The following is a 25,306-nucleotide window of genomic DNA, read 5'->3' on the forward strand; positions in this document are numbered from 1 at the left end:
TGACCTGCGGTAACTCCCCCGCAGGGCAACTCTGGTGAACGTCTGGAGTCGCCCGTGTCCACCTCGCAGCCGTCCGCGCCCGCCGCTGTCCACTCGACGACGTACGACGGCACGCCGGTTCTCGTGGAGCCCGTGATCCGGCGGCTGGACGGCGAGGTGCGCGAGGTCTCCGTGCCGCCCTTCGTCCCGCCGGTGACCTACGGCTCGCTCGCCGACCTGCCCTTCGACAACGCACGCATCGCCCCGGACGACAAGGTGCTCAGCCGCCGCACCGAGTCGGGCCGGTGGGCGGACGTGACGGCGGCCCGGTTCGCCGACGAGGTGCTGGCGGTGGCGAAGGGACTGATCGCCGAGGGGTTGGTACCGGGGGACCGGATCGGCGTCATGGCGCGGACGATCTACGAGTGGACGCTCCTCGACTTCGCCGCGTGGGCCGCCGGCCTGGTCACCGTCCCGATCTACCCCACCTCCTCGGCCTTCCAGAGCCGGTGGATCCTCCAGGACTCGGGCGCGGTCGCACTCGTCACGGAGACCGCCGCCCAGGCGGCGGCCCTCGGCCCGGAACTCGACCGGGTGCCGGACCTGCGGCACCTGTGGGTCATCGAGAAGGGCCATGTGGAGCGGCTGGCGGAGCAGGGCGGTCAGGTGCCGGACCAGGAAGTGGCCGTACGGCGCGGGATGTTGAGCCCCGACACGCTCGCCACCGTCGTCTACACCTCGGGCACCACCGGCCGCCCCAAGGGCTGCGCCATCACCCACGGCAACTTCTTCGCCGAGGTCGACAACGCCATCGAGCTCCTCTACCCGGTGTTCCGCTCACGGACCAGCGAAGAGGCGTCCATCCTGCACTTCCTCCCCATGTCGCACATCTTCGGCCGCATGGTGGCGGTCGCCTGCATACGGGCCCGGGTACGGCTGGGCCACGCGCCGAGCCTGAAGGCGGACGAGCTCCTCCCCGACCTGGCGAGCTTCCGCCCGACCTGCCTCGTCGCCATCCCGTACATGCTGGAGAAGGTGTTCAACGTGGCGCGCGCGAAGGCCGAGACCGGTGGCCGGGTCACCTCCTTCGACCGCGCGGCGGGCGTGGCCCGCCGGTACGGGGAGGCGACGGAGGCCCGCCACTCCGGCACGGGACCGGGCCCGAGCGCCGCACTGAAGGCCGCCCGCACCTTCTACGACCCCCTCGTCTACCGGCGTATTCGCAACGCCATGGGCGGCAGGGTCCGCTACATGATCTGCGGCGGCTCCCCGCTGGGCCGCCGGCTGGCCGCGTTCTACGCCGGGGCGGGCATCGAGATCTACGAGGGCTACGGCCTCACGGAGGTGACGGGCGCGTCCACCGTGACCCCGCCGCTCAAGCCCCGCCTGGGCACGGTGGGTTGGCCCATACCGGGTACGAAGGTCCGTATCGCCGCCGACGGCGAGATCCTGCTGGCCGGGGACCACGTCCTGCGCGGCTACTGGGACCCGAACGCGGGCGGTGTCGTCCCGGCGACCGTCGACGGCTGGCTGGCCACCGGCGACATCGGGCGGCTGGACGAGGAGGGCTACCTCTACATCACCGGCCGGAAGAAGGAACTGCTGATCACGGCGGGCGGCAAGAGCGTCGCCCCGGCCCCGCTGGAGAACTGGCTCCGCGCCCACCCTTTGATCTCCCAGGTCATGGTCGTCGGCGACGCCCGGCCCTACGTCGGCGCCCTGATCACCCTGGACATGGAGGGCGTCAGCCACTGGCGCCGGATGCGCGGAAAGTACCCGGTCCCGGCCCAACTTCTTCTGGACGACGACGAGTTGAGGCAGGTCCTGCAGCGCGCGGTGAACGAGGCGAACAAACTGGTCTCCCGCCCGGAGTCGATCCGCCGCTTCACGATCCTCCCGGTCGATTTCACGGAGGAGGCGGGGCATCTGACTCCATCGATGAAACTGAAACGGGAAGCAATCGCCGAGGATTTCGCAACGCAGATCGAGGAGTTGTACGACCCCTACGGTGCTGGAGCGCCCTGAAGGTGCGCGGGACTGTGTCGATTTGCGGCTCCGCCGCGTGGGCGCGAGCAACCACGATGGCGCGGCAGACAGTAGACGGCCGACCACGGCACAACCCCACCGCAAAACCCCCGGAGGGCCCGCACCAACTCCCCGTGCCGACACCGTACGATCGCCGTTCTAACCCGCGGTAACACCCCAGCCGCACACCGCTGGTGAACGTCCCGGTACGCGCTGCACGTACCTCAGGCAGAGCGGTACCGAGCTGCACGCCCCAGGAGCTGCCATGTCCGTGCCCGTGCCCTATCCGTCCGCGTCCGACTACGACGGCGTGCCCCAGTTGGTGGAGCCCGAGATTCGGAGGCTGGACGGCGAAGTGCGCGAGGCGTCGGTCCCGCCGCTCGTCCCGCCGGCCACCCATGGCTCGCTCGCCGACCTGCCGTTCGACAACGCGGACGCGGCACCCGACGCCCGTGTCCTCAGCCGCCGTACGGAGGACGGGGACTGGTCGGACGTGACGGCGGCGGAGTTCGCGGAGCAGGTCCTGGCCCTGGCCAAGGGCCTGATCTCGGAAGGGCTGGTCGCCGGCGACCGTATCGCCATCATGGCGCGGACGATCTACGAGTGGACGCTCCTCGACTTCGCCGCATGGGCCGCCGGCCTCGTGACCGTCCCGATCTATCCCACCTCCTCCGTCTACCAGACCCGGTGGATCCTCCAGGACTCCGGCGCGGTGGCCCTGGTGACGGAGACCGCCGGTCAGGCGGCGGCCCTCGGCCCGGAGCTCAGCCGCCTGCCCGACCTGCGGCACATGTGGATCGTGGAGAAGGGGCACCTGGAGCGGCTGGCCGAACTCGGCGCGCCCGTCCCCGACCAGGAAGTCGCCGTACGCCGCGGGATGCTGGTCCCCGACACGCTCGCCACGGTCATCTACACCTCCGGCACCACCGGCCGGCCCAAGGGCTGTGTGCTCACGCACGGCAATTTCCTCGCCGAGGTCGACAACGCGACCGAACTCCTCTACCCCATCTTCAAGTCGAAGTCGGAAGACCCGGCCACGCTCCTCTTCCTGCCCATGTCGCACGTCTTCGGCCGCATGGTGGCGATCGCCTGCATCCGCGCCCGGGTCCGCGTGGGCCACGCCGCGAGCCTGCAGGCGGACGACCTCCTGGCCGACCTGGGCACGTTCCGGCCGACCTTCCTCCTGTGCATCCCGTACATGCTGGAGAAGGTCTACAACAACGCCCGCGCCAAGGCGGAGGTCGGCGGCCGGGTCTCCGCCTTCGACCGGGCGGCGAGCGTGGCCGTCCGCTACGGCGAGGCGATGGAGGCCCGCCACGCCGGCACCGGCTCCGGCCCGGGCGCCGCCCTCAAGGCGTCCCGCGCCTTCTACGACCCGCTCGTCTACCGCCGCATCCGCAACGCCATGGGCGGTCGCATCCGGCACATCATCTCCGGCGGCTCCCCCCTCGGCCGCCGCCTGGCAGCCTTCTACGCGGGCGCCGGCATGGAGATCTACGAGGGCTACGGCCTCACCGAGTCCACCGGCGCCGCCACGGTCACCCCGCCCCTCAAACCCCGCCTGGGCACGGTCGGCTGGCCCATGCCCGGCACGAAGGTCCGCATCGCGGCCGACGGCGAGATCCTCCTCCAGGGCGGGCAGGTCTTCCGTGGCTACTGGGACCCGCAGGGCGGCGGAGTGATCCCCTCCTCCACGGACGGCTGGTTCCCGACGGGCGACATCGGCCGCCTCGACGACGAGGGCTACCTCACGATCACCGGCCGCAAGAAGGAGATCCTGATCACGGCGGGCGGCAAGAACACCGCGCCGGCACCCCTGGAGAACTGGCTCCGCTCGCACCCCCTGATCTCCCAGTGCATGGTCGTCGGCGACCGCCGTCCGTACATCGCCGCACTCATCACCCTCGACATGGAGGGCGTCAGCCACTGGCGCCGGATGAACGGCCGGCACCCCGTCCCCGCGGAACTCCTCGTCGAGGACGACGAGTTGAGGGCGATCCTGCAGCGTGCGGTCGACGAGGCGAACAAGCTGGTCTCCCGCCCGGAATCCATCCGCCGCTTCGTCATCGTCCCCCGGGACTTCACGGAGGAGGAGGGCCACCTGACCCCGTCGATGAAGCTCCGCAGGGAAGCGGTGATGCGGGACTTCGCGGCGGAGGTGGAGGGGCTGTACGAGCGGTGAGCCGCCGCTGGAGGAAACGAAACAGTTTTGTATCTACGGAGCCAGGTCGGACTGCGTCTCCACCGGGGCCACGATGCCGTGCCGCACGTACCACTCGGTGGACACCACCCTGGCCCGGTCCGTCGGCTCGAGCGCGGCGAGGCGGCCCGGCAGCGCCCCCCGTACCACCTCGCTGCGATGAGCCATGATCGCGTCCAGCTTCTGTTCCGCCCACGGTCCGACATCCACCACCGCCGACACCCACTCGTCGGGCACGCTGTACATCGCCCGGCCCGGGCGGAGCAGCACCTCGCGGCCCAGAGCGCGTACTGCGGATTCCGGATGCGTGGCCAGGTAAAGCGCACTCGGCTCCCAGGCCGCTCCCGTTTCCGGATACAGCCGCCCCCAACCCGCCGCTTGCACGGCAAGCACCGTCACCCGATGCGCGTGCACGTGATCCGGATGTCCGGACAGATTGCCGTACGCGTCATGCGTGATCACGATCTCCGGCCGGAACTCCCGGACATGCCTGACCAGCCGCCCCACCACCTCGTCCAGCGGTGCATCGCAGAAGCGTGGGGCGCCCGGTGCCGACTCGGGAACGTGTGCATCGGCGTACCCGAGCATCCGCGGTTCCCCCGCCCCGAGGATGCGCAGCGCCTGGGCCAACTCGCCGGCCCGCCGGGTGCCTTCGGCCCAGGTGGCGGTGACGACCGTGGTCCGCGCCCCCGAGGCCGCGTGCTGGGCGAGCACACCACCGGACGCCAGCGACTCGTCGTCGGGGTGCGCGAAGACGGCCAGGAGGCTGGGGAGGGGCATGTCCGCATCACCCTTCGTCGTGAAGAATCAAGGTTAGAGGCAACTCCGATCAGGGCATCTGGAGTTGGTGACGTCCGAACCGGCTGCCCCAGACGGGGATCCCGCCCGTGCGGAAGCGTCCGACCCCGCACCGGAACTGCTCGACCTCTACAAGATGGCCGTCGAGATGTCGGACCGCGTCTCCGCCCGGCGCGGTGCTGCGAACGCATTCTTCCTCTCCGTTCAGACCGCTTTCCTCGGCGCGCTGGGCATCACCGCCACGGAAAACCAGAATGCGCCGTGGTGGGCCGCGCTCGTACTGACGCTCGCCGGAATCTCCATCTCCCTCGTCTGGTGGCTCCAGTTGCGCAGTTACCGCGTGCTCAACCGCGTGAAATTCGACATCATCAATGCCGTCGAACCACGACTTCCGCTACAGGCCTTCAGTCAGGAGTGGGAGATGCTGACGGGGAATTCTGGCGGGCCGTGGTGGACCAGATACACCGAGTTGGGGGCGACCGAACGGAAAGTCCCCTGGGTATTTGCGGCATTGCACGCAGGTCTGTTCATCGGCATACTCTGCACGTGAGTTATCTGCGCGCGGACGCCGCCCTGATCCGCGAACTCCTGCCGCCTCAGGCCCGCCCCCCGGCGGACGCCGACGGTCTCTTCCTTCTCTACGCCGTCCTCATGCGGGCCAAGGGGGAACAGGTCACCGCAGCCGATGTCCACGACGCCTGGGCCGCCTGGATGGACAACCGGGATCCGGGCCATAGCGCAATCGTGCCCTTCGACGAACTCTCCCGGGCCACCCAGCGCGAGGACGAGCCCTACGTCCAGGCGATCCAGGCCGCGGCCCGGGTCCGGGCGCAGGACGGGTCCTGAAGAGGACGACCGGCGAGTCCTGAACGAAAAGCGGCAATAAGGGATCCGGTTCCTTCGATCGGGTATTTCCTTCGCTGTCCGGCGGTTCCAAGGTCGTTCCGGAAATCCCATTCGTCGCCGACCGCCGGAATTCCTCGTACCGCTTCTGCCTCCGGCCTTGACTTCCCAAGACCCCCGCGCCACATTCCCACCCCGTACTTCCGCACCTCCGCACCTGCGCAACTCACCCCACCCCTCGTCCGGTTGGAGCGACCTGCCATGGCCACGAGCGCGGAACCTGTGAGACCAACAGCACGACCCACCCGGAGGCAGGTGCTCGGTGCCGCGGGCACCACCGGTCTCGCCCTGGCCGCCGGCGCAGGACCCGGCACCCGCACGGCCACCGCCGCCGACCTCCCCCTCCTCGGCACCTATGACGTCGTCGTCATCGGCTCCGGCGCGGCCGGCATGACCGCCGCGCTCGCGGCGGCCAAGCAGGGGCTGACCACCGTCGTGGTCGAAAAGGCCCCCACCTTCGGCGGATCCGCCGCCCGTTCCGGTGCCGGCATCTGGGTTCCCAACAACCCCGTGATCCTCGCCGCCGGTGTCCCGGACACCCCCGCCAAGGCCGCCGCCTACCTCGCCGCGGTCGTCGGCCCGGACGTACCCGTGGCCCGGCAGAAAGCCTTCCTGGCCCACGGCCCCGACATGATCTCCTTCGTGATGGCCAACAGCCCGCTCCGCTTCCGCTGGATGGAGGGGTACAGCGACTACTACCCGGAGCTGCCGGGCGGTCTGACGGGCGGCCGCTCCATCGAGCCCGACCAGTTCGACGGCAAGCTCCTCGGCGCCGAACTCGCTCGTCTCAATCCGCCGTACATGCAGGTCCCTCCCGGCATGGTCGTGTTCAGCGCCGACTACAAGTGGCTCGCCCTCGCCGCCGTGAGCGCCAAGGGCGCCGCCGTTGCCGCCGAGTGCCTGGCGCGCGGCACCAAGGCGGCGCTGCTGGGGCAGACGCCGCTGACCATGGGGCAGTCGCTGGCCGCCGGGTTGCGCAAGGGGCTGCTGGACGCGGGCGTCCCCGTCCGGCTCGGCACCCCGCTCACCGACCTGTTCGTCGAGAGCGGTGCCGTCACCGGGGCGGTGGTCACGAAAGACGGCGCCCCCGCCCTCGTACGCGCCCGCCGTGCCGTCGTCGTCGGCTCCGGCGGCTTCGAGCACAACGCTGACATGCGCGCCCAGTACCAGCGCCGGCCCATCGGCACGCAGTGGACGGTCGGCGCGAAGGAGAACACCGGCGACGGCATCCGGGCCGGACGACAACTGGGCGCCGCACTCGACCTCATGGACGACGCCTGGTGGGGACCGGCCGTCCCGCTTCCCGACCAGCCCTACTTCTGCCTGGCCGAACGCACGCTCCCCGGCGGCCTCCTCATCAACGCGGCGGCCTCCCGCTTCGTCAACGAGGCCGGCCCCTACAGCGACGTCGTCCACACCATGTACGACCGCAACCCCACCGACCCGGACATCCCGGCCTGGCTGATCGTCGACCAGAACTACCGCAACCGGTACCTGTTCAAGGACGTCGCCCCCACCCTCACCTTCCCCGACGACTGGTACCGCTCGGGGGCGGCGTACAAGGCCTGGACCCTCGACGCCCTCGCCGCCTCCGTCGGCGTTCCCGCCGCGGCCCTGCGCGCCACGGTCGACCGCTTCAACTCCCTTGCTCTGAAAGGGACCGACAGCGACTTCCACCGCGGCGACAGCGCCTACGACCACTACTACACGGACCCCGCCGTCCTCCCCAACTCCTGCCTCGCACCCCTGTGGCTGCCCCCGTACTACGCCTTCCGTATCGTCCCCGGGGATCTCGGGACGAAGGGCGGCCTGGTCACGGACGCGCGGGCGCGGGTGCTGCGGCCGGACGGCTCGGTGATCCCCGGCCTGTACGCCGCCGGAAACGCCAGCGCCGCCGTGATGGGGCACAGCTACGCCGGTGCGGGGTCGACGATCGGGCCCGCGATGACGTTCGGCTACATCGCGGCGCTGGACATCGCGGGGGCGCTCTAGGAGGCCACCGCTGCCGGCTTCCGGGCTATGAGGAAGGCCTGCGGGGACGTCTCCTCCAGGCTGTCCTGCGGCTCCCGCACCGTCTGCGAGAGGAGCGTGAAGCCCGCGTCCGCCAGCAGCCGGACCATGTCCTCCGGTTGGCGGCGCCGGAAGGTCAGCGAGACCGGGCGGCCCCAGGGGCGGTCGTAGTGGCGGTGCTTGTCGCCCGCCTGGAAGCCGAGCAGGAGGTGGCCGCCGGGCGCGAGCACTCTGTGGAACTCGGCGAACAGGGCGGGCAGTTGCTCCACCGGGGTGTGGATGGACGAGTACCAGGAGAGCGCCCCGGCCAGCGTCCCGTCGGGAATGTCCAGGTCCAGCATCGAGCCCTGCTCGAAACGCAGCCCCGGGCTCTCCCGGCGGGCGACCGCCAGCATCGACTCCGACAGATCGAGGCCGAAGACGTCCAGACCGAGCGAGGCGAGACGGGCCGTCGTCCGGCCGGGACCGCACCCCAGGTCGGCCACCGACCCCTCGCCGCCCACGAGTTCGGCGAACACCTGGAGTATCGCCCGCTCCAGCGGCCGGTCCGCGAGCTCGCGCTCGAACCGGGCGGCGTAGTCCTCGGCCACGGCGTCGTAGAACGTCCGGGTGCTGGTGAGGAAGTCGGGTTCGGGTGAGTTCTCGTCGCCGTTCAGGGTCTCGTCACGGGTCTCGGTCATGGTCAAAACCGTAGCGACCGCCACTGACAATCGACCGGCGCAGAGCTCCTCGGCCCTTCCCTCGCGCTCTTCCTCCTGGGCCGCACCTGCTCAGCCCACCCCCGCCGCCCGCAGCGCCGCCGCGGTTCCCGCGGCCGCCAGCACCACCATCGCAAAGGGAGCCCTCCGCCACGCCAGCACACCCCCGACCAGCACCCCGGCCGGCCGCGCCCACCCCGCAAAGCCCCCGTTCTCCGTCAGTGCACCCGTCGCCAGCAGGGCGGCCAGCAGCACGATCGCCCCCGCCGACAGCAACTCCTGCACCCGCGCCGGGAGTTCCACGCGCCCGTGCAACACCGGACCGACCAGCCGGAAGGCGTAGGTCCCGACCGCCAGGGCCAGGATCATGGCGACTGTGGCGCTCATGCGGAGACCCTCTTGCGGCCGTGCAGGACCAGGCCCGCCAGCGCCAGCAGCACCGGCACCCCCGCCGGGACGGCCGGCGTCACCGCGAGGGCCAGGGCGGCGCCGAGCAGCGCGCGCCGCCGTATCCGGGCGTCCGCCCGCAGGGTGGGCAGCACCAGGGCCACCAGCACCGCGGGGAAGGCCGCGTCCAGTCCGTACGTCGCCGTGTCGCCCAGCGCGCCCCCGGCCAGCGCTCCGGCCAGGACACCCGCGTTCCAGACGGCGAACAGGCCGACCCCCGAGACCCAGAACGCCCTACGCCGCCGTACCGGATCGGCCTGGGCCAGGGCGAAGGCCACCGTCTCGTCGGTGACGAGGTGCGCGCCGAGGAGGCGGGTGAGGCGGCCCGGCCCGAGGGCGTCGGCGATCGCGAGGCTGTAGGCGGCCGTGCGGGTGTTGAGGAGCAGACCGGTGGCCGCCGCAGCAATCGGGCCGCCCCCGGCCAGCAGGACGCCGACCGCGCTGAACTGGGCGGAGCCCGCGTAGACGACGAGCGACATCACCACCGGCACCCACACCGGCAGACCCCCGGCCACGGCGATGGCGCCGAAGGAGACACCGACGATGCCGCTGGCGAGCCAGACGAGGGAGGCGTCGCGGATCAGATCCCGGGAGCGGGTGAGGGCCGAGGTGCCGGGCGGTCGGGGCGTTCGCTCTACCGTACGCATGTTCTTTAGGATGAACAGAAGCGCCGTTGTTCGTCAAGGCGAACGGTCGTACCGATGGAGCGAACATGACGTCCGATCTGCCACCCCGGCTTCCCCTGGACTGGATCGCGGCCGCGCTGCGGCGCGAACGCACCCGTGGGGGGCTCTCCCTCTCCGAGCTGGCCAAGCGGGCCGGGATCGCGAAGTCGACGTTGTCGCAGCTGGAGGGCGGGAGCGGAAACCCCAGCGTGGAGACGCTGTGGGCGCTGGCGGTGGCCCTGAGGGTGCCGTTCAGTGCCCTGGTGGAGCCGCCCGCCCCTGCCGTGCACGTGATCCGGGCGGACCAGGGGCCCGTCGTGGCCTCCGAACGGGCGGACTACCGGGCCACCCTGCTCTCCGCGAGCCCGCCCGGCGCCCGGCGCGACATCTACCGCCTGCGCGCGGAGCCGGGATCCGCCCGCGAGTCGGAGCCGCACATCCCGGGCACGGTGGAGCATCTGATCGTGAGTACCGGAAGGGTGAAGGCCGGGCCGGCGGGGGAGACCGAGGAACTCGGGCCCGGGGACTACATGACGTACCGCGGGGATGTCCCGCACTCGTATGAGGCGCTGGCGCCCGGGACGACGTTCGTGCTGGTCATGCAGCATGTCTGAAGGCGGTCCTGGAAAAGGCAGGAGCCCCGTTGCCTTGCGGCACGGGGCTCCTTGGGTACTGCTCTCAGTTCCGGATCAAAGCACCAGGCTCCGAGACCGAATCAGACGGGGGTGACGTTCTCCGCCTGCGGGCCCTTCGGGCCCTGGGTCACGTCGAAGGAGACCTGCTGGTTCTCCTCCAGCGAGCGGAAGCCGCTCGCGTTGATGGCGGAGTAGTGGACGAAGACGTCCGGGCCGCCACCTTCCTGGGCGATGAAGCCAAAGCCCTTTTCGGCGTTGAACCACTTCACGGTTCCGGTAGCCATAAGCCCTCCTTGGGCCCAAAGGGTTGCCCTGCTCCAGAACCTGCAAGTGTGAAAACAGTGCTGCACAACTGCATACGTCTGAAAACGACGAGAGCCTGCGGTTACATGCTCCGCAGGCTCTGTACTGCAAGGGAAACCAAACTGCAACTTGCGGCGAGCCTAGCACGCGGGCAGCGGAAAGCAATAGAGGGCAAGATCACGTCACCCGGACGTTTGAAGGCTTGGAATGGGATTGACGGGACACCGGTGACGTCTCCGCACCACCCTGAAGGCTGCACCGTACCTCATAGGGTCTAGCCTCGCGATGTGGACAATTCTCGCACCCGGCCGCGCGTCGGCCACATCCAGTTCCTGAACTGCCTGCCCCTGTACTGGGGGCTCGCGAGAACGGGCACGCTCCTCGACTTCGAGCTGACCAAGGACTCCCCGGAGAAGCTCAGCGAGCAGCTGGTGCAGGGAGACCTGGACATCGGGCCCATCACCCTGGTCGAGTTCCTCAAGAACGCGGACGACCTGGTCGCCTTCCCGGACATCGCGGTCGGATGCGACGGCCCGGTGATGTCCTGCGTGATCGTCTCGCAGGTCCCGCTGGACGAGCTGGACGGCGCCCGGGTGGCGCTCGGCTCGACCTCGCGCACCTCCGTCCGCCTCGCCCAGCTGCTGCTGGCCGACCGCTACGGCGTCGAACCCGACTACTACACCTGCCCGCCCGACCTCAGCCTGATGATGCAGGAGGCCGAGGCGGCCGTACTCATCGGGGACGCGGCGCTGCGGGCGAACCTGCTCGACGGGCCGCGCTTCGGCCTCGAGGTGCACGACCTCGGCACGCTCTGGAAGGAGTGGACCGGGCTGCCGTTCGTCTTCGCGGTCTGGGCGGCCCGGCGCGACTATCTGGAGCGCGAGCCGTTCATCACCCGCAAGGTCCACGAGGCCTTCCTCGCCTCCCGCGACCTCTCCCTGGAGGAGGTCGGAAAGGTGGCCGAGCAGGCGGCCCGCTGGGAGGCCTTCGACGAGCGGGTCCTGGAGCAGTACTTCACGACGCTGGACTTCCGCTTCGGCGGGCCGCAGCTGGCCGCGGTCGCCGAGTTCGCCCGGCGGGTCGGTCCGACGACCGGCTTCCCGGCGGACGTGAAGGTGGATCTGCTGCAGCCGTAAGCAGTTCGGGAACGGCGCACTACCCTTTTCTCGTCGTTACGGGGGATACGGGGGAGGGGTGGACGCCATGCAGCCGCTCGGAGCCGACGAGCCCACCGTCGTGGGGCCCTACCGGCTGCTCGGCCGGCTCGGCTCCGGCGGGATGGGCCGCGTCTACCTGGGACGCAGCGCCGGGGGCCGCACGGTCGCGGTCAAGATCGTGCACCCGCACTTCGCGCTGGACGAGGAGTTCCGCGCCCGCTTCCGCCGCGAGGTGGAGGCCGCGCGGCGGGTGGGCGGCGCGTGGACGGCGCCAGTGCTCGACGCGGACCCCGGGGCGGCCGTCCCCTGGGTGGCCACCGCGTATGCGGCGGGACCCTCGCTGGCGGGGGCCGTCCAGGACGGCGGCCCGCTGCCGGAGCACTCGGTACGGGTGCTGGGCGCGGGGCTCGCGGAGGCGCTGGCGGCGGTGCACGAACTGGGTCTGGTGCACCGGGACGTGAAGCCCTCCAATGTGCTGCTGACGCTCGATGGCCCGCTGCTGATCGACTTCGGCATCGCGCGGGCGACGGACGGTACGGCGTCCCTGACGTCCACCGGCGTGTCCATCGGCTCGCCCGGCTACATGTCGCCCGAGCAGATCCTCGGGAACGGGGCCACGGGGGCGGCCGACGTCTTCTCGCTGGGTGCGGTGCTGGCGTATGCGGCGACCGGGAAGCCGCCGTTCCCGGGGGATTCGTCCGCGGCCCTGCTCTACAAGGTCGTCCACGAGGAGCCCGAACTCGGCTCGCTGAGCGGTGAGTTGCGGGAGGTGGTGGAGGCGTGCCTGGTCAAGGAGCCGGAGCAGCGGCCGACGCCCGGTGAGGTGGCACGGCGGCTGGCTCCCGACGGGGCGGCGCGCATGGTGGCGGGCGGGTGGCTGCCGGGGACGCTGGTGGAGCAGGTGAGCCGCAGCGTCGTGAAGCTGCTGAACCTGGAGGCCGGGGACGAGGCGCCTTCTGGGCGGGTGGGGTTCAGCAGCCCTTCGGTCGGGGACGCGGTGACGGCCGGCGGGGAAGGGACCGGGCAGGCGACGATGGGGGAGTTCGGACCGGCGCCGGTGATGCCGGCGGCTGCGCCCTTCTCCGGCCCCTCGGTTTCCGCGACGCCTGCGCCTGCCGTTTCTGCCTCTGCCGTTCCTGCGTCTCCCGCCTCCGTGCCCGAGCCGCGGGACGCGCCTCCCGTCGAGCAGCGTCCCGGCAGGCTCACCGTGTCCGTGGCTGCGGCGTCCGCGCCGGGGGACGGCGGGCGCGGGCGGCGGCTGAGCTGCACGGTGGCGCTGGCGGTCGCGGGGGCGCTGGCGGCGGTGACGGTGGGGTCGGTGTTCCTGTTCGACCTGTTGCCGGGCAGCAGTGAGAACGACGCGGGCGGCTCCGGCAGCGGCGCCTACTCCCCTGGGCCGGGAGCCACTTCGAGCGCCTCACCCACCGACGCCTCCACGGCCGCCGAGAGCCCCACCGGGAGCCCCACCGGGACCGCCGTGCCCGCCGGCTACCTCGGCACCTGGGAGGGCCAGGGCCTCGTCCTCGACGGCGCCCTGCCCGCGGGCACCTTCCGGGTGACCGTCCATCAGGCCGGCGTGGGCGAGGAGCTGGGCCGAGTCCGGCAGACCGACCAGCTCGGGGGCGTCTGCAACGACGTACTGACCCTGAAGAAGGTCACGAAGAAGGAACTCGTCACGACGTCGGTCGGCGCCAAGTCCAACCACGCGGGGTGCAACCCGGTGGCGCACACGGTGCGGTTGCTGCGCGTGGGGGACGACCTGAAGTACGTGTCGGACAGTGAGGCGGAGGGGCGGCCCACGGCTCGGATGTCGAAGGTCAAGTAGTCGAGCCGTTGCGCCGGGCGCGCGCGGGTGGCGGCGGACCCGCCCAGGTCAGCGATTGTTGCCCCAGAGGGACGTGTCGTCGCTCTTGAGACTGGGAACCCCGCCGTAGGTCCCGCCGCCCGCGGTCACCAGCGGGGCGGAGAGCTGGTCCTCCAGCACACCGCCGCGGACCTGGATGATCGTGCTGGCGTGGTCGGTCCTGCCCGGCTTGAACGTCCTGCCCTCGATCGCCGCCTTCAGGTAGGAGAGGGCGTACTTCGCGTAGAGGTCGGCCGGCTGGGAGACCGTGGCGTCGATCTTGCCCTGGGCGATGGCCTTGAGCTCCCTGGGGATGCCGTCGTTGGAGACCACGAACACGTGCCTTTCGTCCTGCGGACCGACCAGCAGACCCTGCTGCCTGAGCACCTGCAGGGTGCCGGAGAGCATGGAGCTGGCCTCCATGTAGACGCCCTTGATGTCCGGGTTGGCGGTGAGATCCGTCTGCAGCTTCCGGGCCGCGACCGCCCCGTCCCAGTTGGCCGCCTCGCCGAAGACCTTGATCTTGGGGTAGTTCTCCTTCATGCACCCGTTGAACCCCTCGGTGCGGTCCCGGGCATTGATCGAGGCAAGGTCCCCTTCGAGCACGACGACCTTGCCCTCGCCGCCGAGCTTCGTACCGAGGAACCGGCAGGCCTTCTCGCCGTACGCGCGGTTGTCGGCGCGGACGATCATGTAGACGTGGCCGGCGTCAGGGCGGGTGTCCAGGGTGACCACGGGGATCTTCTGGGCGGACAACTGCCTGAGGACGGGCCCGATCGCGCCGGTGCTCTGCGGAGCCATCGCCACGCCCTTCACCCCGTGGATGATGAACGTCTGTACGTTGGCGGCGAGATTGCCGACGTCGTTCTGCGAGTTGGTTGTCTCCAGCCTCAGACCGAGCTCCTTGGCGAACTCCGGGGTGTACTTGATGTACGACGTCCAGAAGTCGGTGTCGGAGCGGGGGTAGTCGACGCCCACGACCGGGGCACCGTTCGTGCCGGCCCCCGAGTCGGCACCGGAGCCGCCGCAGGCGCTGAGCGCGGTGACGGCGAGGACGGTGACGGCGCCGAGGCCGGGATGTCTGAGGCATCGGGTCTTCACGGCGGATTCTCCTTGCGGACGGTTTCATGCCGGAGATCAGGCCCGGGGGCGGATCGGTAGCCCGTGCATGCCGCCGTCGGCGGCGAGATCAGTACCTGTGGTGGCACCGGAGAGCGGGTTCGCGGGGTACGCGAGCCGGTGTGGAATCCGCTGCTCATCGGGCCTCCTCAGGCCTCCTGGTCCCCACTGTAGACGTCGCGCCCACCCGGTCGGCGGGTCCGCGCCGTCGAGACCGAGCGTGCCGACCAGCGCCCGATGGCCCGGTCCGGCTCGGCAAGGCGCCCTCCACCACATCGATGGTTGCGACCGGGGGCGCCGGTTTCAGCCGGTCCCCCCGCCGACACTCCGTGTGAAGCCCTTCCGAGCCACCGCCCCACCGGACCGTCCTCCGGCCGTCCGCCAGGGCGTCGCGCCCCTCGGCCACCAGGGCCAGGACGCCCGCCAGGTCGGGCGGGCAAGTGCGCGTGTGGCGCGGGCGCAGGGGATGCGGAGGCCTGTCTGTGCCGTATGCCGTGACGGAGCGCTGCGCCGGTGCGAAACGACGGCCGGGGCTTCGCACTTGGCGCAGGACTCGCTTTTACTCCGAGCCTTGCTCTCCGCTGCCGTGCTGGTTCGCGCAGTCGTCTCCGGGAGGTGTCGAGACCGGTGGGGCGGTGGGCCCGGAGCCGGGTGGGGGCTCGGTCCCGGTGGGGCTGTCCGCCGAGGGGGCCGGGTCCTCAACAGGCTCGGGCTCCACGGGAGCCGGCGTCTCGGGCTCCGACGCGGGCGGGGACGAGGGTGCGCTTGGGGGATCGGCTTCGGGGGTGTGATCGGAGGGAGTTGCCGGAGCCTCGGGGGAGTCGTCGTCGGCGGGCTCGGTCGGCTCCTCCGGGGTCTCCTTGACCGGAGGTGCCGGAGGTGCCGGGGGCTGAGGGGGCTGTTCGCTCGGGGCCGGGGCTTCGGGGGACGGGTCGGTGGGCGTGGGAGGGGCTTTCGGGTACGGGTCGGTGGGCGTGGTCGGGGCCTCCGGCTGCTCAGGCTTCCCGCCTGTGCCCGGGGGAGTCGGCTCCGGCCCCTTGGGCGCGGGCTCGGTCGGCTCCTCCGGGGTCTCCTTGACCGGAGGTGCCGGAGGTGCCGGAGGCTGAGGGGGCTGTTCGCTCGGGGCCGGGGCTTCGGGGGACGGGTCGGTGGGCGTGGGAGGGGCTTTCGGGTATGGGTCGGAGGGCGTGGTCGGGGCTTCCGGCTGCTCAGGCGTCTCGCCCGTTCCCGGGGGAGCCGGATCCGTCCCCTTCGGCGCGGGCTCGGTCGGCTCCTCCGGTGCGGTCTTGGTGGGCGGCGGTGTGTCGTCCGTCGTACCCCCGGCCGTGTTCCCATCCGGAGCCGGCGTGGGCTCATCGGTATCACGGGGCTTCGGTACGGACGTCGTGGTCCTGTCGGTGTCGTCCGTGCGCGCCTGCTCGCTGTCCTGAACGCCGGTCGTACGAGCCGGCGTACCGTCCTTCTTCAGTACGTCGTCCCGCGCGCCCGTCGACGGCGGGCCCACCGGTGCCTCGGCCACCGGGACCTTGGCCGCGGGCGCGTCGGCCACCGGTGTGTGCCGGGCCGGGACCCGGCCGGCGTCGGCCGGGCCGAGGACGAGCAGGAGCGCGGCGGCGCCCGCCACGACCGCCCCGGCAGCTGCCGCCACCTGCGTCTTCGAACCGCCGACCGCTGCTTGGCGCACTCCGTGCAGCAGCCCGCCGTGCCCGCCGGCCGCGGTCGCCGCACCGGCCGATCCGGCGGTGAAGGCGAGCAGGAACTTGCCCGCACCGCCCACCGCCAGCACGAGAAGTGCCGGCCCGACGAGCGCGGGCAGCCGGTCGTTGGCGCTCATCAGGGCGGCCAGCCGTGCCCGGCAGTCGTCGCACGCGTCCACATGCCCGAGCAGCCGCTCGGACTGCTTCGCGGTCGCCGCGCCCCGCACATATGCGGGCATCCGCGCCCAGTACACCTGGCACGCGGGGTCGTCGGGCGCGCCGGTCTGCGTCCGCAGGAACGCCTGCCGCATGCCTTCCCGGGCGCGGTGCAACAGCACAGCCGTGGCACCCTCCTTGGTCCCGAGCTGCGGACCGATCGCGGCCAGCGGCTGCCCCTCCGCCTCGGCCAGCCACAGCGCCTTCACCCACCGCTCGGGCAACTGCCCGAGGACCCGTACCACCAGGTCGACGGAGGACACCCGCTCGGCAGGGTCGTCCGCGTGCGGGTGGCCGTCCGTCTCGACCCGCTCCTCGCCGTGCGGATCCCGCGGCGTCTCGCGCACCGCGCTCCCGGCGGCGATCGCGAGGTGCCGCACCGTCGTCATCAGGTACGCCGGCACGTTGTCGATCTCGTGCCCCGCGGCCAGCCGCCGCCACACCCGGAAGTGCGCCTCGGCGACGAGGTCTTCGGCGGTCCAGGCGTTCCGGGTGAGCGAGCGGGCGTATGCGACGAGTCGCGGCTGCTGTTCCTCATAGATCCGGGCGTACGCGGCCGTGGCGGCGTGGGACGCGGAAGCCGGTGCGGACACTGCAGTGGAACCGTCGGACATGGCGGAACGCTCCAGTTGCCTACTGAGGGCGGGGGAAGGTTTTGTAAGCCTAGATGGCAAAAATTTCAATCAAAGTTGCGGCGTATCGCCGATGTGGCGCACGTCACGGAAGTTCTGTTCGGTTACGGCGTAATGCCCACGGCCCCGAGGTGCTCCAGGAGGTGCACAGGCCCAACCGGCCGCCGCAGAACCCGACATGCTCGAAATGCTCTACATGCCCGAAAAGGGAGCCCCCCTCGTGTACATAGCCCTGGAGCAGCCCACCGGCGCCCACCTGCTCACCCCCGACCACGACGAACTGGCGGTGCCCGTAACCCTCCGCTATCTCTCCGACGACCCGCTGGCGGTCCACTTCGTCTTCCCGGCCTGGATCTCGCTCGACGAGGAGGAGGTGACCTGGACCTTCGCCCGCAGCCTCCTGGAGGAGGGCCTGGGCACCCCTGCGGGTCTCGGCACGGTTCGGCTCCGCCCGCACGGCCCGTCCCACACCGTCGTGGAACTCCACGCCCCGCAGGGCATCGCGGCGGTCCGCTTCGAAACCACCGCGCTCCACCGCTTCCTGCTCCGCTCCTACACGGTCACCGAGCCGGGCGGCGAGCCCCTGGAACCGGCCCTCGACCGGGGGCTCGCCTCTCTGTTCGGCGCCGTGTGAGGCTGGGGGCAACGGTTTTGCCGGCCAACGACCCCCCGGACGGATGAAGTTGCTGATCGCCGTCGCCGCGCTCTGGGGCGCGGCAGCAGGGGCGCTGCTGCCGAGGGCCGCTCGCCGGTTCTCCGTGCAGTCGTACGGTCCTGGCGCCCCCGCCCTCGCCACGGCCCTCGTCTGTGCCGCCCTCGCCGCCGCCACCGGTACTCGCCCCGAGCTCGGTGTCTGGCTGCTGCTCGGGCCCGTCGGGGTGCTGCTGGCGGTCGTCGGCCTGAGGGTGAAGCGGCTGCCCGACGTTCTGACGCTGCCGCTCGCAGGCGTCGTCCTCGTGCTGCTCGGCGTGGTGGCGCTGCTGCCCGAGCACGCCGGTGACTGGACGAAGTCGCTGTACGGTGCCCTCGCGCTCGGCGGTTTCCTCCTGGTGCTGTTCCTCATCGATCCGGGCGGCATGGGCTTCGGCGACGTCAAGCTGGCGCTCGGGCTGGGCGCCGCCCTGGGGTGGTACGGCTGGCCGACGCTCATGCTCGGCACCCTCGCCGCGTTCCTGCTCGGGGCGGTGTACGGGGGCGCACTCGTCGCCCTGCGGCGGGCGGGGCGCCAGACGGCCGTCGCGTTCGGGCCGTTCCTGCTCGGCGGGGCGTTCCTCGGGCTGCTGATCGGGGCGTACGCGGCCTGACGTAGGCTGGGCAGGTCTGTCCACACCCCTTGACGAAAGGGACGCCCCGGTGACCGAGAAGGCCGACCTTCAGTCCGTCCTCGACCGCGCCGCGGCCGGTGGTCGGATCACCCCCGAAGAGGCACTCGACCTCTACCGCGACGCCCCGCTGCATGCGCTGGGTGCCGCCGCCGACGCCGTGCGCCGCCGTAAGTACGCCGGCACCGAGCACATCGCGACGTACATCATCGAGCGCAACATCAACTACACGAACGTGTGTGTCACCGCATGCAAGTTCTGTGCCTTCTACGCCGCTCCCAAGGACACGGCGAAGGGCTGGACGCGGGATCTGGACGACATCCTGCGGCGCTGCGCGGAGACCGTCGAGCTCGGTGGCACCCAGATCATGTTCCAGGGCGGCCACCACCCGGACTACGGCGTCGAGTACTACGAGAAGCACTTCGCCGCCATCAAGAAGGAGTTCCCGCAGCTCGTCATCCACAGCCTGGGGGCGAGCGAGGTCGAGCACATGGCCCGGATCTCCAAGGTGAGCGTGGAGGAGGCCATTTCGCGTATTCACGCCGCCGGCCTCGACTCCTTCGCGGGCGCCGGTGCCGAGCTGCTTCCCGAGCGGCCGCGCAAGGCCATCGCGCCCCTCAAGGAGTCCGGCGAGCGCTGGCTGGAGATCATGGAGACCGCGCACGGCCTGGGTGTCGAGTCGACGTCCACCATGCTCATGGGCACGGGCGAGACCAACGCCGAGCGCATCGAGCACCTGCGGATGATCCGTGACGTACAGGACCGGACGGGCGGCTTCCGCGCCTTCATCCCGTACACCTACCAGCCCGAGAACAACCATCTGAAGGGCCGCACCCAGGCCACGCTCTTCGAGTACCTGCGGATGATCGCCATCGCACGGCTGTTCATGGACAACGTCCAGCACATCCAGGGCTCCTGGCTGACCACCGGCAAGGAGGTCGGGCAGCTGTCCCTGCACTACGGCGCCGACGACCTCGGCTCGATCATGCTGGAGGAGAACGTCGTCTCCTCGGCCGGTGCCAAGCACCGCTCCAACCGGCTCGAGATCATCGACCTGATCAGGAAGGCCGGGCGCGTTCCCGCCCAGCGGACCACGACGTACGAGCACATCGTCGTCCACGACGACCCGGCGAACGACCCCGTCGACGAGCGGGTGATGTCGCACATCTCGTCCACGGCGATCGCGGGCGGCACCGCCCATCCCGAGCTGAAGCTGCTGGCTTCCAACTGACGTACCGGTGCTGACGATTCACGCGGCGGACGAGGTCCGGACCGCCCGGGACGCCGAACCGCTCAAGGACGGCGCCGTGGCGGTCGACGGGAACCGGATCGCCGCGGTGGGGCCGCTGGCTCAGGTGCGGGGCCGGTTTCCGCAGGCGCGGGTGCGGAGTTGGCCGGGCGTCCTGGAGCCCGGCCGCCTCCACGAGGGTCCGCTTCCCGATGCGCCGAGCCCACGCGAACGCATTCATGCCGTGCTGAAGTCGGGTGCCGTGGCGATCCTCGCTCGGTACGCCGATTCACCCGAACTACGGGCGGCGGCCGAGCGGAACGACGTCCTCGTCCTGCCCGGTGCGCGGCCTGAGGCTCTGGTCGAGTCCGGCCGCGCCGACCTCGCCGTGTTCGACGAAACCGGCGCGTGCATCGCGACGGTGTGCGCGGGGCGCCTCGTACACAGGCGTCGCTAACCCGCAAACGCCTTTCCGAACGCTCCCGGACTCTGCTTCACCCCGCTGCAGGCGGTCGAGGCGTCATCGCTCGCCGAGTCGTCGTCCACACACTGCTCGTCCCGGAACGTCGACCACATCGAAACCCAGGCCACCCCCTTCTCCTCCGCGAACGCCCGCACCTGCCCGGCATCGGACAAGGAGAACGTCTCCCCCTCCACGTCGTTCACCCCGATCATCGAGGTCAACGCCATTCCCTGCCAGGCCCCCGCCTCGGACAGCCCGAACACCATCTCCAACTGGTCGTGCCTGGTCGTGCGCGGCTTTCGCCGAGGTGAGCGCGTAGTCGCCCAAATCGCCGGTATAGGACTCGCCGTAGTTCATCGTCATGAGATTCACCATGCCGACCTGCACGTCGTACCTGTTCGCCGATTCGAGCAACGCGAGCCCGTCGGAGTCGAGCCCGGACGGCATCACGGGCAGCGTGAAGGTGACCTCCAGATCACTGCGCTGCTTCTGCAGCAGGGCTATCGCCGCCGACCGCCTCGCCACCGAGCCCGAGTCGGTCAGCTCGTCGCCCTCGATGTCGAAGTCGGCCTGCTGGGAACCGGCCGCGTCCAGTGCCCTGCCGTACACGGCGGCCAGCTTCGTCACGCTGCCGCAGGTCGCCGCGAGTTCCTTGCCGGAAGCACCGCCGAAGGAGACGCGGACCGTGGCGTCGTCCTGCTTCAGCTGCGAGATACGGGTCTTGACGGCCGAGTCGGAGAGGGCCTTCTCGCCGTCCCAACTGGGTGTGCAGCTGCTGCCGTCCGCGATCACGAAGGCCAGGTTGTACGTGGACGGGGAGCCGCTGGAGTCGTTGCCGGAGGCCTCCGTGGCGCTCACAGTACCTGCCGCTGGACAGTCAGTGGTTCATGTTCGGCATCGGCTGGGTCCTGATCGCGGTGTTCGTCCTGTTGTGCGGCTGGGTGGAGGACGTGGCGGCCGAGAAGAAGCCGAAGCTCCTCCCCTGAGCGGGCGGCAGGGGCCGTACTGCAAGAATGGCGGCGTGACCCGCGCCTCCCTGAACAAGCAGCCGCACGAAGTCGCCTCGATGTTCGACGACGTGGCGGAACGGTACGACCTGACGAACGACGTGCTTTCGCTCGGGCAGGACCGGGTGTGGCGCAAGGAGGTGGCCCGGGCGGTCGACGCCCGGCCCGCGCAGAAGATCCTGGACCTGGCCGCCGGCACGGCCACGTCCTCGCTGCCCTTCGCTCGCACGGGTGCGTACGTCGTCCCCTGCGACTTCTCCCTCGGCATGCTCCAGGTCGGCAAGAAGAAGCACCCCTGGCTGCCGCTGACCGCGGGCGACGCGACGAAGCTGCCGTTCAAGGACGACACCTTCGACGCCGTCACGATCTCCTTCGGGCTGCGCAACGTGCAGGACTTCGACGGGGCCCTGCGCGAGATGCACCGGGTGACCAAGCCCGGCGGCCGGGTGGTGATCTGCGAGTTCTCGCACCCGACCTGGGCGCCCTTCCGCACGGTCTACACCGAGTACCTGATGCGCGCCCTGCCGCCGGTCGCCCGCGCGGTCTCCTCCAACCCCGAGGCCTACGTCTACCTCGCCGAGTCCATCCGCGCCTGGCCCGACCAGCCCGCGCTGGCCGAGCACCTGCAGAAGGCCGGCTGGTCGAAGGTGGCGTGGCGGAACCTGACGGGCGGGGTCGTGGCCCTGCACCGCGGTTTCAAGGGCTGAGGATCAGGCGGAGCTGACGACGAACGGGTCACCCGGCTCGTCCAGCTCGCGCTGCAGCCCGCCGGTCGGGGGCCTCGGAATGCGCGGCTCGCGCACGCCTCCGCCGCCCTCTCCCTCGCCGAAGTCGAACCACACGTAGATCACGGAGTCCCGCGGCACCTCCGCATTGGGCTGCGGGTACTGCCGTACGACGTACTCGACCACGGTCTGGTGGAAGTCGGGCCGGTCCGGCGCATTCAGGAAGAGGCCGGTCGCCTCCGCCGTCCTGCGCGCGTCCATGGCCATCAGTCCGACCAGCCGTGGCACGCGTACCTCGGGTGTTTTGGGTGTTATTCGCACAGATGTCACCCCCAGCGGTACTGGAAGGGTAACCGCACGGGGGCTCCGACCGGAAGCGCCAAGTGGCTTTCTGTAGCAGTTGGTTACTCTGCGTTATTTTTTTGGAGCCGGAGTCGGAAGCAGAGGGCGTCCTCCTGGAACCGAGGGTGCGGGAAGCTCTCCGCCGACTCCATGCCCAGCCGCCGGGTGACTGCGATGGACCGCTCGTTCCCGGGCCTGACCATCGCCACTACGCTCGGCACGCCCACCGCCCTGAGCCGTTCCAGCGTCATCTGCGCGCCCGCGGTGGCATACCCCTTGCCCCAGAACTCCCGCCCGAGCCGCCAGCCGATCTCGATCTCGCCGATGGGGCCCCACTGCTGCGGCCACGGCTGGGCGCCCGTGAAGCCCATGACCTGCCCGGACTCGTCGACCATGGTCCACAGGCAGAAGCCGAGCTCCGCGTCGTGTCTGCGCTGCCGGGCGGTGAGCTCCTCGTAGACGGAGAGGTCGGCGGATTTCCCGCCGTGGAACTCCATGACGTCCGGGTCGTCGAAGGCTCGGTGCCAGGCGACCGCGTCCTCGTCGGTGGGGACGCGCAGCCGTACTACGGGGAGAGCTCGGTTCACGAGGGCAGCCCTTCAGCCGGGTGATCAATACTGCTGAATAGACTGCCTGTGTCCAGTGCCGCTCGGCACAGAGATTTGTCGAACTTGGGGAGATCCCGCCGTGACCGTCGTGACCGAGCCCCACTCCGAGCCCTCCCCCGAGCCCTTCTCCGAGAACACCGCCGATGTGATCGTCGTGGGCGCGGGCCCGGCCGGCTCCACGACGGCGTACCACCTCGCCAAGTCCGGCCTCGACGTGCTCCTGCTGGAGAAGACCGAGTTCCCGCGCGAGAAGGTCTGCGGCGACGGCCTGACCCCGCGCGCCGTGAAGCAGCTCGTGGCGATGGGCATCGACGTCTCCGAGGAGGCCGGCTGGCTGCGCAACAAGGGCCTGCGCATCATCGGCGGCGGCGTCCGCCTCCAGCTGGACTGGCCGGATCTCGCCTCCTTCCCGGACTACGGCCTCGTCCGCAAGCGTGACGACTTCGACGAGCAGCTCGCCCGCAACGCCCAGAAGGCGGGCGCCCGGCTCTTCGAGCGCTGCAACGTCGGCGCGCCGATCGTCGACGAGCGCACCGGCCGTATCACCGGCGTCCACGCCAAGCTCGGCGAGGAGAAGCGCGAAGTCACCTTCCACGCCCCGCTCGTGGTCGCCGCCGACGGCAACTCGACCCGCCTGTCGCTGGCGATGGGCCTGCACCGCCGCGAGGACCGCCCGATGGGCGTCGCGGTCCGCACGTACTTCGAGTCGCCCCGCCACGACGACGACTACCTGGAGTCCTGGCTGGAACTCTGGGACCGCCGTGGCCCCCAGGACCGTCTCCTGCCCGGCTACGGCTGGATCTTCGGCATGGGCGACGGCACGTCCAACGTCGGCCTGGGCGTCCTGAACACCTCCGACTCCTTCAAGGAACTGGACTGGCGCGAGGTCCTGAAGGCCTGGTGCGCCTCCATGCCGGAGGACTGGGGCTACACCCCGGACAACATGACCGGGCCGATCCGCGGCGCCGCCCTCCCGATGGCCTTCAACCGCCAGCCCCACTACACCAAGGGCCTGCTCCTGGTCGGCGACGCCGGCGGCCTGGTGAACCCCTTCAACGGCGAGGGCATCGCCTACGCGATGGAGTCCGGCCAGATCGCCGCCGACGTCATCGTCCAGGCCCACGCCCGCCCGACGCCCGCGAGCCGCGAACTCGCCCTGCAGCGCTACCCGCGTGTCCTCAAGGACACCTACGGCGGCTACTACACGCTGGGCCGCGCCTTCGTGAAGCTCATCGGCAACCCGAAGGTCATGAAGATCGCGGCCCAGCGCGGCCTGACCCACCCCATGCTGATGAAGTTCACCCTGAAGCTGCTGGCGAACCTGACGGACCCGACCGGCGGCGACGCGATGGACCGCATCATCAACGGGCTGAGCAGGGTGGCCCCGAAGGCCTGACCAAGCAGGTCCGGCGAAGTCCGCTGCCCCGCGGCGGAGCCGCATGTCGACACAGCGGCAGCGCCCCGAAGGGGCGCGGTTCTGTATGCATCAGCGGCTCCGCCGCGGGACGCGACCAGCCACGTCGATGCCGCAGACGAACCAGGGCACATCACCGCCCATCCCACGGAGCGCTTAGCTCTTGAGGGCTTCCACGTTGGCGGCCCGGCGCGCAAACACCTCGTCGCGCCGGTCCGCCACCTGCCTGAGCGCGTCCTGCCGCTCCCGTTTGGAGAGCCGGTCCAGGTAGACCTGGCCGTTGCAGTGGTCGGTCTCGTGCGCCAGGCAGCGCGCGAAGTACCCCGTGCCCTCGATGGTGAGGGGCTCGCCGTCCTTGTCGAACCCGCGCACCACGGCCCGGTCCGGACGCGGTACGTCCATCACGGCGCCCGGCACCGACAGACACCCCTCGCTCTCGTCGAGCAGCCGGCGCCCGGCCGGGTCGAGAGAGTCGAGGACCGGGTTGACGACGTGCCCGACGTGCCGGGCCCCTTCGTCGTCCGGGCAGTCGTAGACGAACAGCCGCAGGCCCACGCCGACCTGGTTCGCCGCGAGCCCGGCCCCTTCGGCGACGTACATCGTCAGGAACATGTCGTCGATGAGCGCGGCGAGATCGGGCCCGAACTCGGTCACGTCCCTGCACGGCCGGTGCAGAACCTCTTCACCGACCTCGGTCACGCGCCGCACCTTGCCGCGCCGGGCCTCGGGCGCGAGCGGCGGATACGAGTCGACGGGCCTGCCTTGCACGAACACACGTGGCATGTCTGTGCCTCCTTGTGATTGTGAGGATGCTGTGGGTGACAGGAAAACGGGGTTACGACCTGCAGAGCCCCTCCCTACCCTCCGTTG

General features: G+C 70.7%; 24 protein-coding genes and 2 pseudogenes. 15 read left to right on the plus strand and 11 right to left on the minus strand.

Features of this window, described 5'->3' with window-relative positions:
• The first annotated feature begins 54 nt into the window (after nt 1-54).
• Nucleotides 55-2,004, plus strand: a complete 1,950-nt coding sequence (locus tag EDD92_RS27460; protein WP_123966854.1) for a long-chain fatty acid--CoA ligase — start codon at nt 55-57, stop codon at nt 2,002-2,004.
• A gap of 265 nt (nt 2,005-2,269) precedes the next feature.
• Nucleotides 2,270-4,186 carry a long-chain fatty acid--CoA ligase gene (locus tag EDD92_RS27465; RefSeq protein WP_123966855.1) on the plus strand — a complete coding sequence of 639 codons (1,917 nt, stop codon included), beginning with the start codon at nt 2,270-2,272 and terminating at the stop codon, nt 4,184-4,186.
• A gap of 33 nt (nt 4,187-4,219) precedes the next feature.
• Here EDD92_RS27465 and EDD92_RS27470 read toward each other — a convergent pair whose 3' ends face one another.
• Complete coding sequence (locus EDD92_RS27470) at nt 4,220-4,984, minus strand: PIG-L deacetylase family protein (RefSeq protein WP_123966856.1); 765 nt, start codon at nt 4,982-4,984, stop codon at nt 4,220-4,222.
• Between the two features lie 67 nt (nt 4,985-5,051).
• On the opposite strand from EDD92_RS27470, the gene EDD92_RS27475 reads away from it, so the two are divergent.
• The 3 genes from EDD92_RS27475 to kstD all read left to right on the plus strand — a co-directional run bounded on the left by EDD92_RS27475 (nt 5,052) and on the right by kstD (nt 7,897).
• Nucleotides 5,052-5,552, plus strand: a complete 501-nt coding sequence (locus EDD92_RS27475; protein ID WP_123966857.1) for a hypothetical protein — start codon at nt 5,052-5,054, stop codon at nt 5,550-5,552.
• Nucleotides 5,549-5,848: a hypothetical protein gene (locus EDD92_RS27480; protein WP_123966858.1), complete on the plus strand. Its 300-nt coding sequence runs from the start codon at nt 5,549-5,551 to the stop codon at nt 5,846-5,848. The genes EDD92_RS27475 and EDD92_RS27480 overlap by 4 nt, the downstream gene beginning before the upstream one ends.
• Before the next feature lie 258 nt (nt 5,849-6,106).
• Complete coding sequence (gene kstD, locus EDD92_RS27485) at nt 6,107-7,897, plus strand: 3-oxosteroid 1-dehydrogenase (protein ID WP_123966859.1); 1,791 nt, start codon at nt 6,107-6,109, stop codon at nt 7,895-7,897.
• Here kstD and EDD92_RS27490 read toward each other — a convergent pair.
• From EDD92_RS27490 to EDD92_RS27500, 3 genes are all read right to left on the minus strand, one after another.
• Nucleotides 7,894-8,595 (minus strand): class I SAM-dependent methyltransferase, encoded by a 702-nt coding sequence (locus EDD92_RS27490; RefSeq protein WP_123966860.1) that lies wholly within the window; start codon nt 8,593-8,595, stop codon nt 7,894-7,896. The genes kstD and EDD92_RS27490 overlap by 4 nt on opposite strands.
• Before the next feature lie 90 nt (nt 8,596-8,685).
• On the minus strand, nt 8,686-9,000 hold the full coding sequence (locus EDD92_RS27495; protein ID WP_123966861.1) for an AzlD domain-containing protein: 315 nt from the start codon (nt 8,998-9,000) through the stop codon (nt 8,686-8,688).
• Entirely contained in the window at nt 8,997-9,707 is a 711-nt protein-coding gene (locus tag EDD92_RS27500; protein ID WP_123966862.1) for an AzlC family ABC transporter permease, read from the minus strand. The genes EDD92_RS27495 and EDD92_RS27500 overlap by 4 nt, the downstream gene beginning before the upstream one ends.
• Nucleotides 9,708-9,772: 65 nt before the next feature.
• Here EDD92_RS27500 and EDD92_RS27505 point away from each other — a divergent pair, with 65 nt between their 5' ends.
• On the plus strand, nt 9,773-10,339 hold the full coding sequence (locus EDD92_RS27505) for a helix-turn-helix domain-containing protein (RefSeq protein WP_123966863.1): 567 nt from the start codon (nt 9,773-9,775) through the stop codon (nt 10,337-10,339).
• A 101-nt stretch (nt 10,340-10,440) separates the two neighbouring features.
• Here EDD92_RS27505 and EDD92_RS27510 read toward each other — a convergent pair whose 3' ends face one another.
• The gene (locus tag EDD92_RS27510) at nt 10,441-10,644 is read right to left on the minus strand and encodes a cold-shock protein (RefSeq protein WP_003992177.1); all 204 of its coding nucleotides are present in this window, start codon (nt 10,642-10,644) and stop codon (nt 10,441-10,443) included.
• Between the two features lie 306 nt (nt 10,645-10,950).
• Between EDD92_RS27510 and EDD92_RS27520 the strand changes: the two genes are divergently transcribed.
• Both EDD92_RS27520 and EDD92_RS27525 read left to right on the plus strand, forming a co-directional pair.
• A complete protein-coding gene (locus EDD92_RS27520) occupies nt 10,951-11,799 on the plus strand; it encodes a menaquinone biosynthetic enzyme MqnA/MqnD family protein (protein WP_123966864.1) in 849 nt (282 codons plus the stop codon).
• A gap of 67 nt (nt 11,800-11,866) precedes the next feature.
• Nucleotides 11,867-13,645, plus strand: a complete 1,779-nt coding sequence (locus EDD92_RS27525) for a serine/threonine-protein kinase (RefSeq protein ID WP_123966865.1) — start codon at nt 11,867-11,869, stop codon at nt 13,643-13,645.
• A 48-nt stretch (nt 13,646-13,693) separates the two neighbouring features.
• Here the strand turns inward: EDD92_RS27525 and EDD92_RS27530 are convergent, their stop codons facing one another.
• Entirely contained in the window at nt 13,694-14,764 is a 1,071-nt protein-coding gene (locus EDD92_RS27530) for a sugar ABC transporter substrate-binding protein (RefSeq protein WP_123966866.1), read from the minus strand.
• Nucleotides 14,765-15,341: 577 nt separating this feature from the next.
• Nucleotides 15,342-17,309: a sigma-70 family RNA polymerase sigma factor gene (locus EDD92_RS27540; RefSeq protein WP_123966867.1), complete on the minus strand. Its 1,968-nt coding sequence runs from the start codon at nt 17,307-17,309 to the stop codon at nt 15,342-15,344.
• Nucleotides 17,310-17,547: 238 nt separating this feature from the next.
• On the opposite strand from EDD92_RS27540, the gene EDD92_RS27545 reads away from it, so the two are divergent.
• From EDD92_RS27545 to EDD92_RS27560, 4 genes are read left to right on the plus strand one after another with little or no spacing between them, the layout of a single operon-like run.
• Nucleotides 17,548-17,961 (plus strand): SsgA family sporulation/cell division regulator, encoded by a 414-nt coding sequence (locus EDD92_RS27545; RefSeq protein ID WP_123966868.1) that lies wholly within the window; start codon nt 17,548-17,550, stop codon nt 17,959-17,961.
• A gap of 43 nt (nt 17,962-18,004) precedes the next feature.
• Nucleotides 18,005-18,631 carry a prepilin peptidase gene (locus EDD92_RS27550; protein ID WP_123966869.1) on the plus strand — a complete coding sequence of 209 codons (627 nt, stop codon included), beginning with the start codon at nt 18,005-18,007 and terminating at the stop codon, nt 18,629-18,631.
• A gap of 49 nt (nt 18,632-18,680) precedes the next feature.
• A complete protein-coding gene (gene mqnC / locus EDD92_RS27555) occupies nt 18,681-19,880 on the plus strand; it encodes a cyclic dehypoxanthinyl futalosine synthase (RefSeq protein ID WP_123966870.1) in 1,200 nt (399 codons plus the stop codon).
• Between the two features lie 7 nt (nt 19,881-19,887).
• On the plus strand, nt 19,888-20,334 hold the full coding sequence (locus tag EDD92_RS27560) for an imidazolonepropionase-like domain-containing protein (protein ID WP_123966871.1): 447 nt from the start codon (nt 19,888-19,890) through the stop codon (nt 20,332-20,334).
• On the opposite strand, the pseudogene EDD92_RS27565 reads toward EDD92_RS27560, so the two are convergent.
• Nucleotides 20,331-21,198 (minus strand): annotated as a pseudogene (locus tag EDD92_RS27565) (chitinase). The gene EDD92_RS27560 and the pseudogene EDD92_RS27565 sit on opposite strands and share 4 nt — an antisense overlap.
• A 2-nt stretch (nt 21,199-21,200) precedes the next feature.
• Between EDD92_RS27565 and EDD92_RS27570 the strand changes: the two are divergent.
• Both EDD92_RS27570 and EDD92_RS27575 read left to right on the plus strand, forming a co-directional pair.
• Nucleotides 21,201-21,326, plus strand: a pseudogene (locus EDD92_RS27570) (acyltransferase); the annotation flags it as partial.
• A gap of 35 nt (nt 21,327-21,361) precedes the next feature.
• Nucleotides 21,362-22,054, plus strand: coding sequence for a demethylmenaquinone methyltransferase (locus EDD92_RS27575; RefSeq protein ID WP_123966872.1), 693 nt, complete (start codon nt 21,362-21,364; stop codon nt 22,052-22,054).
• A 3-nt stretch (nt 22,055-22,057) separates the two neighbouring features.
• On the opposite strand, the gene EDD92_RS27580 is transcribed toward EDD92_RS27575, so the two are convergent.
• Entirely contained in the window at nt 22,058-22,360 is a 303-nt protein-coding gene (locus EDD92_RS27580; protein WP_311736782.1) for a PASTA domain-containing protein, read from the minus strand.
• A gap of 116 nt (nt 22,361-22,476) precedes the next feature.
• The gene (locus EDD92_RS27585) at nt 22,477-23,001 is read right to left on the minus strand and encodes a GNAT family N-acetyltransferase (protein ID WP_123966874.1); all 525 of its coding nucleotides are present in this window, start codon (nt 22,999-23,001) and stop codon (nt 22,477-22,479) included.
• A 100-nt stretch (nt 23,002-23,101) separates the two neighbouring features.
• Here EDD92_RS27585 and EDD92_RS27590 point away from each other — a divergent pair, with 100 nt between their 5' ends.
• Nucleotides 23,102-24,418, plus strand: a complete 1,317-nt coding sequence (locus EDD92_RS27590) for a geranylgeranyl reductase family protein (RefSeq protein ID WP_123966875.1) — start codon at nt 23,102-23,104, stop codon at nt 24,416-24,418.
• A gap of 174 nt (nt 24,419-24,592) precedes the next feature.
• On the opposite strand, the gene def is transcribed toward EDD92_RS27590, so the two are convergent.
• Complete coding sequence (gene def / locus EDD92_RS27595; protein ID WP_123966876.1) at nt 24,593-25,219, minus strand: peptide deformylase; 627 nt, start codon at nt 25,217-25,219, stop codon at nt 24,593-24,595.
• Nucleotides 25,220-25,306 lie beyond the last annotated feature (87 nt).

The sequence above is a fragment of the Streptomyces sp. TLI_185 genome (genome assembly GCF_003814765.1).
In the GTDB taxonomy this organism is placed as follows: domain Bacteria; phylum Actinomycetota; class Actinomycetes; order Streptomycetales; family Streptomycetaceae; genus Streptomyces.